Consider the following 12,284-nt stretch of genomic DNA (forward strand, 5'->3'; position numbering starts at 1 on the left):
TCAATTTCATAGAATGGTAGAGACAAGATTAATTTCATAGAAAATGGTATTATTAACCTTTAAAACAATGAGTTGAAAGGGCGTTTTGATTGAATACAATTTTTAATGTGACACAAAAACAGCTATATGATTTTCTGCTGAATGTAGCGACAATAAGACCAGTTTTTATTTGGGGAGCACCTGGCATTGGGAAATCAGCGATTGTTGAAAATTTTGCTAGTGAATTAGGGCTACATTGTGTATCGTTATTGGGCAGTCAGCTAGCACCTGAGGATATTATTGGTGTTCCGCAGATTAAGGATGGCTACAGTGTTTTTTGTCCACCCAAAATGATTGCACGCGATGAACCTTATTGCCTTTTTTTAGATGAATTAAATGCTTGCTCACAGGAAGTACAAAAAGCGTTTTATAGTCTTATTCATGAACGCAGAATTGGAGAGTTTACATTGCCAGAGGGTACGATTGTTATTGGTGCAGGCAATCGGGCTCAGGATAACGCGATTGTTAAGCCGATGTCCTCCGCATTAATCAATCGGATGGTTCATGTTCAGCTTAGGGCATCGCATAAAGATTGGCTTGAATGGGCCTATGCACATGAAATACATCCATATGTGATTGAGTATATTCAAATGCGTCCCGATCATTTATGGAACGAACCACCGAAAACAGAAGAACCCTTCTCCACGCCTCGTTCATGGCATATGTTAAGTGATTGTTTGTATGCATATGGCAATAGCTTACAAGAACAAACAATTGATCTATTAGCAAGTAGCTGCCTATCCGCGCATACTGCCAGTCAATTTAAAGCCTTTATCAAGCAAGTGCAAAGTAAATATGATCTCGCTAAAATTATTCAAGGAGAATTACGTTGGCCCGATCAACCTGATGAAAGAGATTTGCTTTATTTCATGGCACAATCCTTCCGGGCTCAGTTACTGAAGGAGCTTCCGAACGAGCATACCACATTGAAGGGCAATCAACGGCAATTAGCCTTTCGTGCCAAAGACTTGATCAAGGACCTATCATCCATCAGCTTAGAAATTGCACAGATGGTTGTGTCAGAGCAAAAGGGTGAAGCCTTACCTGCCTGGTTTATGCTTGAGGTTATCCGAGATTTACCGCGTTTAGTAGCCAAAAAGGAAGGGTAGCTTATGGCCAAAAAGAAGAAAGCATCACAGCAGGAGCATAAAAATGAGAAAGCCATCGCACGTGGGCATGACATTGTCTGTACACATCCCCTGTTCGAGGCGTTGTGTCATGCTGTTTACATGCAATACGAAAGCATGCCCCAAAAGGATTGGGCTTACGTTACAAGCGCAGGTGTTATTTATGTGAATCAGGATAAAAAAGGTCAGCCAAATGAATGGGCTTATGTGATAGCGCATTGCTTGCTACACCTAGGCTTACATCATCATCAACCAAAAGAGCAGCAGGAGCTGTGGAATATTGCCTGTGACTGCTATATAACAAAATTTTTAGCAGAGCTAAAATTTGGTCAAGCACCAAAGGAAATGAGTAATCCTCTTTTTGAGGCCATTAGCTCTGAGGAAAAATTATATGAAAGATTTTTACGCGAAGGTGTGCCAGATGATTTGAAAGGCTATAGTACAATGCCAGGTCAAGTGGACTTTGTTATATCACAAAATCAAACAGGCTATCTTTATCGAGGGAATAGTAATTTCGCTGCTTTATTTGCACAAGGTTTATCGAAAGCCGTGCAAGGTGCCATACGAGTAGCGGGAGGGGTAGAAAATACATTGGGAGGCACAACGAGGGTAACACAAGCACAGCGCGCAAAGGCTTGGTTTATGAGCTCCTATCCCTTATTTGGTGCTTTGGCAGCAGATTTTACGATCATTGAAGACCCACTTATTTGCACAAGAATGGATATTTCGGTCGCAGCCATTGCAGTCGAAACAAAGGAGATTTATTTGAATACAGCAGTGGGAATGACCGATGAGGAAATGCGGTTTCTCATGGCACACGAATTGCTTCATGCAGGTTTAAGCCATGCGACCCGCAGACAAGGACGTGATCCTTACTTATGGAATGTTGCTTGTGATTATGTTATCAATGGCTGGCTCATCGATATGCAAATCGGCGAGATGCCAGCATTTGGCGGGCTATATGATCCAGCATTAAAGGGACTTTCAGCTGAATCTATTTATGATCGTATAGTTACAGATATTAGGATGTATCGCAAATTAAGAACCTTTCGAGGGCAGGGCATCGGAGATATGATCGAAACGAATCCACCAGATTTTTGGGAAGGCAAGGTTGGCGTGGATTTAGATGCTTTTTATAGAAGGGCATTGAGTCAAGGGTTAAGCTATCATATGACCCAAGAGAGAGGATATTTGCCACAAGGGCTCATTGAGGAAATTCGTAGCCTAGCACAGCCTCCTATTGCCTGGGATGTGGCATTAGCCAAATGGTTTGATCGGATGTTTCAACCGATAGAGAAAGTTAGAACGTATACCCGCCCCAGTAGAAGGCAAGCATCGACACCTGATATAGCTAGACCAAGATGGATTCATCAAAGCGGTGAGGAAGATGGACGTACTTTCGCAGTCCTTATTGATACATCAGGCTCCATGGACCGTCTCTTACTAGGAAAAGCACTCGGCACAATAGCGAGCTATAGCATCGCTAGAGATGTCCCCTTTGTTCGCGTTATATTTTGTGATGCTGTTGCCTATGACGCGGGCTATCTAGCACCTGAAGAACTATTAACGAAAGTGAAGGTAAGAGGTAGAGGAGGCACAGTGTTACAGCCTGGTATACAGCTACTTGAAGCCGCACAGGATTTTCCAAAGGATGGTCCTATCCTGATTATTACAGATGGACAATGTGATCGTTTAGCCATTAAAAGACAGCATGCCTTCGTACTACCACAGGGGGCCAAGCTACCGTTTGTGCCCAAAGGCGAGGTATTTAGAATGAAATAGTTGCATCTATCTACAAATGTTTGAAATGATTTTTGTTGGTGAAATATAAAAAGTGAACGCATTTCATGAGCACATTTTTAAAGGAGATGACAGATGATTACATTTGACAATGTCTCAAAACAATATGATAACAACCAAATAGCTGTCAAAGCGCTAAATGTAGAAATTAAAAAGGGTGAATTCTTTGTTATTATTGGCCCTAGTGGATGCGGCAAAACTACTTTGTTGAAGATGATTAATCGATTAATACCCTTAACAGCAGGCACCATCTGGATCAATGATAAAAGAATTAGCGATTATAATATCCATGAGCTGCGTTGGAGTATTGGCTATGTACTACAGCAAATCGCCCTATTTCCGCATATGACAATAGAGGAAAATATTGCGGTTGTTCCAGAACTGAAGAAATGGAGTAAAACGAAAATCCATCAGCGTGTAGACGAACTATTAGCGTTGGTGGGGCTGGAGCCAGCGAAATATCGTCAGCGTAAGCCAAAGGAGCTGTCAGGAGGCGAACAGCAAAGGGTTGGCGTTGTTCGTGCCTTGGCAGCTGACCCAGAAATTATTTTAATGGATGAGCCCTTTAGTGCGCTAGACCCTATTAGTCGCACCAAACTACAGGATGATCTACTAGAGATGCAGCGTACCATCCAGAAAACCATTGTATTTGTATCACATGATATGCAGGAAGCACTGAAATTAGGAGATCGTCTCTGTATTATGAAAGATGGCGAAATTGTTCAGATAGGCACTCCACAGCAATTGCTACAAAATCCTGTAAATGATTTTGTCCAACAGTTTATTGGAGGTAAGCAGTCGGATCAATTGTTTACGATCCATGATGTGTTACAGCCAATCACAGTGACAAACGACTTTGGGCATACCATTCCTGTTGATGCCCCATTTCCGACGATTCTTGAAAAATTAGCCGAGCATGACTTGTTAGGTGTCGAAGAAAATGGCAAGCTCATTGGCATGGTGACAAGAGCTTCCACGCTTCGTTATTTAGCAGCGGATTCTAAGAAAAGAGGGCATGTGCATGGTGGCTAATGTGGTAGATGTATTTCAGGAACGGAAGGCACAGCTGTTGGCTGCATTACTAGAGCATATCCAACTCTCTTTTATTGCGCTATTTTTTGCTGTCCTCATCGCTATTCCCCTAGGTATCTATTTAACCAATAAAAAGAAAATAGCTGAGAGTATTATTGGAATCAGTGCTGTGCTGCAAACGATTCCTTCATTAGCGTTGCTCGGCTTATTAATCCCTTTATTCGGTATTGGGAAAGTTCCCGCAATTATTGCGTTAGTGGTCTATGCGTTGCTGCCTATTCTACGAAACACCTATACTGGGATTAATGAAGTTGACCCATCACTGAAAGAAGCGGCATTAGCTATGGGAATGAATCGATCAAAGCGTTTAGTAAAGGTTGAGCTACCACTTGCTATGCCTGTTATGATGGCTGGTATTCGGACAGCAATGGTGCTGATTGTGGGGACAGCAACATTAGCTGCTTTAATTGGTGCAGGAGGCTTAGGAGATATTATATTACTTGGGATTGACCGAAATAACACGGCACTCATTCTTATAGGAGCCATTCCCGCTGCTATTTTAGCCCTGATTTTTGATGTGGCGCTTAAAAAGTTAGAATCTCTGTCCTTTAAAAAAACAATAACGACGTTGAGTCTCATTAGTTTAGCGGCACTGGTAATGATTTTCTTCCCGCTCCTAAGCAGTAAACAGCAAGATGAAATAGTCATTGCAGGAAAGCTTGGTGCGGAGCCTGAGATTCTCATCAATATGTATAAATTATTAATTGAGCAGGAGACCGATTTAACGGTGACATTAAAGCCAGGGCTTGGTAAAACTTCATTTGTATTTAATGCATTGAAATCGGGCAGCATTGATATTTACCCTGAATTTACAGGCACCGCTATTTCGGAGTTTTTAAAGGAAGAAGCCATTAATAAAAACCAAGAGGACGTCTATCTTCAGGCAAAAGAGGGGATGCAGGAGCAATTTGATATGGTCATGCTAAGCCCCATGAACTATAACAATACGTATGCACTCGCTGTATCAGAGGAGCTGGCTGAGAGCTATCAACTGCAAAAAATCTCTGATCTTAAACCGATAGAGCAGAAGGTGAAAGCAGGCTTTACATTAGAATTTAATGACCGTGAGGATGGCTATGTTGGCATACAAAAACGGTATGGGATAGCCTTTACGACACTTGCAACGATGGAGCCAAAGCTTCGCTATCAGGCAATACAATCAGGTGATATTAATTTGCTAGATGCTTATTCAACGGATAGTGAAATTCGTCAATACAAGCTACGTGTATTGGAGGACGATCAAGCATTATTCCCACCATACCAGGGAGCGCCTTTACTAAGGAAAGAAACGCTGATTGACTATCCAGAGATTGGAGAAGCGTTAAATCAACTAGCTGATCACATTACAGATGATGAAATGCGAGAAATGAATTATCAGGTGAATGTAGAAGGAAAGCTTGCAGCAGAAGTAGCAAAAGAATATTTAGTAAAGATAGGATTATTAAAATAAACCCTCTACCTTTAGAGGGTTTATCTTTATCAATAATTTATTAATGATAAACATTAAAAAATTATTGATAAAGATAAAATGGTATGTATAATAGAGAGAAGGGAGGAAGAGGTTGATAATGGGGCAAACAATTCAAAGTAAAGAATTTCGATGGATGACAAAGGGGCTTCGTACCGCTTTTACCATCATCATGGTGATGATGATTTTTGTCTTGACGATGCTCGCGATATTTATGGTGGGAGCAATGGTGGTATCAGAGCAACAAGTGAATCATTTATTAGCAAAGGGCAGTGTGACCGCTGCCGTTCAGTTAGAAGGATTGGAAATGAAGCTGGCAGACCATGTGACAAGGGACATTCACTATTCAAAAAAAGATGTCATGACCTTTCTATTTACTGCTACAATATACATAGCTATTTTATTAATGATTATTGTACAAGTGAGGAATATATTAAGTAACTTATCAAAAGGTATTGTATTTTCACTCGCTAATAGTAAAAAAATGGAGAGAATTGCCTACTGTGTGATTGTATTGAGCTTGACAGTAAATGCATTTCGTACATATACCGTCTATCTGATTATGCAACAATTCCAATTGGAGTCCCGATTTGTAGAGACGGGTTTGATCAAGGGGATTAGCTATCATTTTACAGGCATTCACTGGACTCTTTTACTATGTGGTGTGGTGATTTGGACCTTTGCACGTATTTTCCGATACGGTGCATTCCTTCAGGATGAATATGAGGCAACAGCTTAGGAAGTGAAAACATGACCATAATTATTCGATTAGATCGTATGCTAGCGGATCGTAAAATGCAGCTGAGTGAACTTGCAGAGAGGGTAGATGTTTCGATTGTCAATCTCTCTAATTTAAAAACAGGCAAAGTAAGAGCCGTACGTTTTTCTACATTAAATGCCATTTGTAAAGCTTTGGGCTGCCAGCCAGGAGATATATTGGAGTATGTAGAGGAAGAAGATGACATCTAGAAGCAAAGCAGAAAGGATTTTTTGAATGACGGCTTTTAGTTTTTTAATGCTCGCTATTATAGCAGAGGTTTTTGCCAGTTCCTTGCTCAAGCGTACGGAGGGCTTCACACGAATTGGGCCATCAATTGGCGTAGTAGTAGGCTATGGAACGGCATTTTATTGTTTAGCCTTAACATTAAAAGTGATTCCTATTGGCACAGCCTATGCAATTTGGGCAGGTTTAGGGACAGCGTTAACCGCTATTGTGGGAGTTGTCCTCTATAAGGAACGATTTAATCGCAAGAAAGTATTAGGGATTCTATGCATTATCTTGGGTGTTGTGGTACTCAATCTTGCTGGTGGTCATTAGGAGGCTGAACAGGATGAAAGGCTATTTATTTTTAACACTATCGATTATAAGCGAGGTCTTTGCAACAACCATGCTGAAGTTCTCAGACGGCTTTACTGTCCTCGTTCCATCCTTGGCGGTAGCAATTGGCTATGGTATTTCGTTTTATAGCCTATCCCTCTGCTTAAAAACCATGCCATTAAGCTTGGCCTACGCTATCTGGTCAGGTGTCGGCACAGCTTTAACCGTTCTGGTAGGCATTGTCATTTGGCACGATATTTTTACTGTTTATTCTGCGATCGGTATTGTCCTCATTATAGGAGGCGTTATCTTGTTGAATCAGGGGGATAAAGATGAAGAAGTGGTGGATAGCCTAGCAAAAGGGTCAGATCTGTGAGGATAGGCGGATAGAGATGCGAAAGTAGTGGATAGCGGGTCTAAATTGATGGATAGGATTAGCAAAGTGATGGATAGCTTTGCAAAAGAGTTGGATGCTTGAGGATAGGCGGATAGAGATGCGAAAGTAATGGATAGGATTAGAAAATCGATGGAGAGGTCTGCCAAAACCTAGGCTTAGTTCAGCGCAAACCAATAGAATGGGGGAATTTGATGATAAAAGCTCTAATTTTTGATTTTGACGGTACAATCATTGATACGGAAACAGCATGGTATAACGTTTTTAAGGATGCCTATGCACAATATGGTGTTGAATTATCGTTAGCAACCTATGCTGAGTGCCTTGGGACCAATCTTCAAACCTTTAATCCCTATACATATCTTGTTACACATCATCACATACAACTGGATGTGGAGGCTTTTCAAACATCCATTCAGCAACGCCATGCACAATGGATGGAAACGGAAACGCTAAGACCTGGTATTTTAACATTGCTACAGCAGGCAAAGGAAGCGGGTTTGAAGATTGGACTTGCTAGTAGCTCCAGTCGTCAATGGATTGATGTGTATATGGATCGGCTGGGTATCCGACATTACTTTGATTGCTTTTGTAGCGCTGACACGGTGACAAATGTTAAGCCTGATCCAGAGCTTTACTTGCAGGCGCTTGAACAATTAGGAGTAGAGGCTGATGAGGCCATGGCAATTGAGGATTCACCGAATGGCGCACAAGCCGCTGTAGCAGCGGGACTTTATACAGTGGTCATTCCGAACGAGATTACCAAGCAATTACCATTCAATACAAAACACCATACCGTTTCTGCATTAGAACAATATACAATACATGATCTCCTCGTAACATAAGCTTTTGAAAAAGCCTCCCCCTCATTGGTGGAGGTTTTTTTAGTTTCTTTAGGAAGAAGTCGCCATATTTTTTGTCGCAACATATGATAACGAGAGGGCAACTTACACGGATCAAATCGTATAGTCAAACTAAGGGAGGGGGCTACGAATTGAATAGTGATAAGAAAAGAAATCACTTTTTATGTGAAGCTTTAAGTGATTTAAAGGATCTTCAGGATATTATGATGAATTTTCATTCTAAATATTTTGGTCAGTTACTTATTAAAATTGTCGGGAGTGATACGATTCCATTTTTTTTAATTACACATAGTGGTGCTCATTTAAGCTTATTGGATACAGTGAAACAGTTTGAGACAGAGTTTTTCCGCATTGAGGCTGTTGATAGAGAGCGTTGCCGTGGCACAGTATCGTTGTTGCGTGCTTTTGATTATGAAGGAAACGATACAAATTCGATTGCAGATGTGGTGAGGTTAGAAAAAACAAGTACAAAGAAATCTATTGAACTCAGTGGTATATCGGCCATTCAGCTCTTAAAGCCAGACATGTTGAAGGGGAAATTTATCATAGAGCCGAAATGGTAGTACCATATTAAACTACTAAAGCTAGAGCATCTGTCTATATGCAAGGGATACAAAGTGAATGTAATAGAGAGAGAATCTAATGAAAGGAAGTTTAGCTATGACGATTATTGGTATGCTGCATCATCGACTTGATCCAACAACAGTACTCAAGTCCTATGCCTTTGCAGCAGTTGCGAAAGCTGAAGGCGCAACATTTTTTTACTTCACACCTAAAAGTGTGGACTTTGCCAAACGTTCTATTCGAGCAAAGGTCTATGAGAATGGACAATGGCAAGAGAAAACAATGCCCTTTCCTGATGTTATCTATAATGCAGGAAGCCCTGAGAAATTATCTGTCTCGAAGGAGATTATTGACCGTTTAAAAGAGGAGATTCCATTCACAACCCATTCAATCGGGAACAAATGGAATGTGATGAAACGATTAAAGGAAGCGAAGGAATTTGAACAGTATTTGATTCCCTCTGAAATTGTAAAGGATGCCGATTTATTTCATAAGTTCGTTAATTATTATAAACGAGTGGTGTTTAAGCCAATTGATGGACGAAAAGGGAAGGGTATTTATTTTATAACGAAGGCGGGAGCCAAATATTTTGAGGTGCGAAAGGATAGCACCACGACAACCTATACAAAGCCACAATTGGATGCATTGATAAAGGAGCAACTTGCGTCTGGCACCTTTATTATGCAGCCGTATATTCAATCTGTTACAAAATCTGGTCAGGTCTATGATTTCCGCCTGCATGTTCAAAAAAATGGAGAAGGTAAATGGGTAGTGACAACGGTGTATCCACGCATTGCACCGAATGGCTCCATCATACCGAATATTAATAACGGTGGCTATACCAATTATTTAGATCCTTTTTTGGAGCAGGAGTTTAAGGATGAGGCCTATAATATTCGGCGAATGCTTGAGCATTTTTCACTGGCGCTGGCACATCATCTGGATGAAATTCAAATGGCGAAATTTGGGGAAGTTATTGATGAAATTGGCATTGATGTAGGGTTAGATCAAAATCAAAAAATTTGGATGTATGAGGTTAATTGGCGCCCAGGCTGTCCTCCTGCCTTTTACTTGGAATTAGATGTGGTCATTCATTCCATCCGTTATGCCATGTATCTTGCCAAAAATCAAAAACCAATGAAAAAGAAAATTGTCCAACAAAAAACGAAGCAGGTGGAGGCAAAGAAAACCCTACCTATTATTGCGATTACAGGAAGTGCAGGGAAAACCACAACAAAGGCATTTGTGGGTTCGATCTTATCGAAAAAGTGGAATGTATTTGAATCAAAGGATTATTGGAATACGACGGAGCATACGAAAAAGCATAAGGAAGAAATCAATGATACACATCAGGCCGTTGTATTAGAGTATGGTATGGCTTACCCAGGCATTATTACCAATCACTGTAGCATCATCCAGCCGAATATTAGTATTGTAACGAATATAGGCTTAGCCCATGTTGGGAACTTTGATGGAGATGTAAGGGGTGTTGCCAAGGCAAAATCGGAATTGATTCATGGCATGGATCAACAGGGATTACTCATTGTCAATCAAGATGATGACAATTCAAGATACTTAGAGACACAGCAATTTAAAGGGAAAATCATCACGGTAGGCATTAAAAAAGAAGCGGATTACCGTGCATATGATTTGCAATATAAAGATGTCGGCATGTCCTTTAAAATGATGCTGCATGGGCAAGAAATAGAATTATATATTCCTATTTTAGGAGAACATCATGTATACAACGCATTGAATGCAGTGGCAGTGGCTGATCTTTTAGGATTTAGTCCACTTGATATTCAGGCAGGGCTCAACTTTAAAAAACCACCAAGACGTTTAACGATTTATAATTGCCGTGATGATATAACGGTTATTGATGATACCGTACACTCTCATCCGCAGGGGGTTCGTGCTGCGCTCGATGTACTGAAGAATATCGCTACAAATCGCAAGGTAGCCATTATTGGGCAAATGCGAGAACTTGGTGTCTTGAGGGAAGAGGAATATCGTAAGGTTGGAGAGTACGTGTATGAGATCGGCATCGATGAATTTATTACCTATGGCTTTAGGACAGATGAAATGAGTAATGCTGCCATCGCGAAGGGCATGGACCCATCCAGAGTACATCATTTTATTAATAAAGATCAATTGCATGCCCTCCTTGAAAAGCTCATTAAGCCCCATGATACCATTCTTGTGAAGGGTGCAAGTAAAACCAATATGTTTGAAACCGTGAAGTTTTTAGATCAAACGTTTAAAGAAGAATAATTGTTTACGACTTATGAAGATAAAAAAGCCCGAGTAACTGTCCACTGGCAAGCGGCAATTATTCGGGTTATTTTTTTCAAACTCTCAAAATGAATTTTATTTCCTTCGCTGCAGTGATTGCGTGATTTCTTGCTTCTTTCAAGGTTGCTCCCTCTGCTATGACATAGGCGTAACGATGACCCATCGATAAAGGTGGGGTAAGGAGGGTGCCTCTTCTTGGTTTGACATATACTTCAACGACGCCAGTTGATCTTGTCGCTCTTGCCTTGCCAATAACCTTTTCTAAAATACCTCTACTTTCCACAATGACATATTTTGTATACACAAATTTCTTGTGTCTTGGTTGCAGATTAGGCTGTTCTCCTAGCAAAATCTTTAGTGTTTCTTCTACTAAACTAAAACCTAGAGCTGCTTGTAGCATATTATTCATAGCGCCACCTGAAATTCGAGGATTGATCTCGATAAGTTTCCAACCATTTTGGGTTAATCGAAGCTCTAAGTGAAGTGCCCCATTCTCAATACCAAAGGCTTTCACGATGGAATGGAGTACCTCCTCGATGCCTGATTGGATGTCTTTAGGGGCTTTCACTAGAACACCATAGCCAGTAATGATAAATCGTTTTCCTTGGGTAATTTCTTGCTCAATTATACCAATGACATGTGGTTGTCGTTGATAAACAACCGCCTCTACTAAATATTGAGGGCCATCTAGATATTCTTCAATCATGATGGTTTCATAGGGATTTTTACTGCGTAGTGCTTTGAGGTGGTTATTGAGCTGGTCGGCATCCGTTGCTAGTAAGACATCTTTTGAGCCAGTTGATTTAGGAGATTTTACGATTAATGGAAAGGTTAAATTTTTAGCTATAGGTTCGTTCGGTTTCATGAGCGAAAATTTTGGTGAGTATGGTTGGTCTTGTAAAAACTTTCTTGTTTTTTCTTTATCCTCCATAGTTTCAATGGCACTGGAGGATGTATAGTTCTGACAAAATTCATCACATAGTATTGAAGCAATATGGACAAATGGATCAACAAAACTAACGATACTTTTAATATTTAATCCAGCTTTTCCTAGTTTCTCAATTTCATCTTTCATGCTCTCGATATCAAAAGTATCAATGAGTATCATTTTATGGATGTCGGGGTAGGCTCTGCGCTGCTGAAGTTGTTTTTCATTATTTGTGAAAAGTACTGTGAAGTAGCCTAATTTTTCTGCTGCCCTTGTTGCTTCACGACTAGACCCAGATTTGTTTGTACCGATAAATACAATGGCTTTCAGGTATATCACTCCTTCTATTGGTACTTAGATACTTAATCACCTTTATATATATGCAATGAAATAGATTTC

The 12,284-nt window shown here is 40.4% G+C and carries 12 protein-coding genes; 11 read left to right on the forward strand and 1 reads right to left on the reverse strand.

From position 1 onward, the window contains the following. Positions 1 to 89 precede the first annotated feature (89 nt). The 11 genes from VK91_RS01970 to VK91_RS22330 all read left to right on the forward strand — a co-directional run bounded on the left by VK91_RS01970 (position 90) and on the right by VK91_RS22330 (position 10,936). A complete protein-coding gene (locus VK91_RS01970; protein WP_048390252.1) occupies positions 90 to 1,148 on the forward strand; it encodes an AAA family ATPase in 1,059 nt (352 codons plus the stop codon). Between the two features lie 3 nt (positions 1,149 to 1,151). After that, a complete protein-coding gene (locus tag VK91_RS01975; protein WP_048390254.1) occupies positions 1,152 to 2,948 on the forward strand; it encodes a VWA-like domain-containing protein in 1,797 nt (598 codons plus the stop codon). 93 nt (positions 2,949 to 3,041) lie between these two features. Further along, the gene (locus tag VK91_RS01980; protein ID WP_048390257.1) at positions 3,042 to 3,998 is read left to right on the forward strand and encodes an ABC transporter ATP-binding protein; all 957 of its coding nucleotides are present in this window, start codon (positions 3,042 to 3,044) and stop codon (positions 3,996 to 3,998) included. Beyond that, positions 3,988 to 5,508 carry an osmoprotectant update ABC transporter permease/substrate-binding subunit OpuFB gene (gene opuFB, locus VK91_RS01985; protein WP_048390259.1) on the forward strand — a complete coding sequence of 507 codons (1,521 nt, stop codon included), beginning with the start codon at positions 3,988 to 3,990 and terminating at the stop codon, positions 5,506 to 5,508. Before VK91_RS01980 ends, opuFB begins: the two co-directional genes overlap by 11 nt. Before the next feature lie 118 nt (positions 5,509 to 5,626). Continuing rightward, a complete protein-coding gene (locus VK91_RS01990) occupies positions 5,627 to 6,265 on the forward strand; it encodes a DUF2975 domain-containing protein (protein ID WP_048390261.1) in 639 nt (212 codons plus the stop codon). Positions 6,266 to 6,276: 11 nt separating this feature from the next. After that, a complete protein-coding gene (locus VK91_RS01995; RefSeq protein ID WP_004229412.1) occupies positions 6,277 to 6,495 on the forward strand; it encodes a helix-turn-helix transcriptional regulator in 219 nt (72 codons plus the stop codon). A 25-nt stretch (positions 6,496 to 6,520) separates the two neighbouring features. Then, positions 6,521 to 6,844 (forward strand): multidrug efflux SMR transporter, encoded by a 324-nt coding sequence (locus VK91_RS02000; protein ID WP_048390263.1) that lies wholly within the window; start codon positions 6,521 to 6,523, stop codon positions 6,842 to 6,844. A gap of 13 nt (positions 6,845 to 6,857) precedes the next feature. Next, positions 6,858 to 7,220 carry a multidrug efflux SMR transporter gene (locus tag VK91_RS02005; protein ID WP_048390266.1) on the forward strand — a complete coding sequence of 121 codons (363 nt, stop codon included), beginning with the start codon at positions 6,858 to 6,860 and terminating at the stop codon, positions 7,218 to 7,220. Between the two features lie 212 nt (positions 7,221 to 7,432). Then, a complete protein-coding gene (locus tag VK91_RS02010; protein WP_048390268.1) occupies positions 7,433 to 8,083 on the forward strand; it encodes an HAD family phosphatase in 651 nt (216 codons plus the stop codon). A 149-nt stretch (positions 8,084 to 8,232) separates the two neighbouring features. After that, the gene (locus VK91_RS02015; protein WP_036081468.1) at positions 8,233 to 8,664 is read left to right on the forward strand and encodes a hypothetical protein; all 432 of its coding nucleotides are present in this window, start codon (positions 8,233 to 8,235) and stop codon (positions 8,662 to 8,664) included. Between the two features lie 79 nt (positions 8,665 to 8,743). Continuing rightward, positions 8,744 to 10,936 (forward strand): YheC/YheD family protein, encoded by a 2,193-nt coding sequence (locus VK91_RS22330; RefSeq protein WP_082148101.1) that lies wholly within the window; start codon positions 8,744 to 8,746, stop codon positions 10,934 to 10,936. Between the two features lie 76 nt (positions 10,937 to 11,012). Here the strand turns inward: VK91_RS22330 and VK91_RS02025 are convergent, their stop codons facing one another. Continuing rightward, positions 11,013 to 12,224: an ATP-grasp domain-containing protein gene (locus VK91_RS02025; RefSeq protein ID WP_048390271.1), complete on the reverse strand. Its 1,212-nt coding sequence runs from the start codon at positions 12,222 to 12,224 to the stop codon at positions 11,013 to 11,015. Positions 12,225 to 12,284: the final 60 nt, after the last annotated feature.

The sequence above is a fragment of the Lysinibacillus sp. LK3 genome, from assembly GCF_001043675.1.
In the GTDB taxonomy this organism is placed as follows: domain Bacteria; phylum Bacillota; class Bacilli; order Bacillales_A; family Planococcaceae; genus Lysinibacillus; species Lysinibacillus capsici.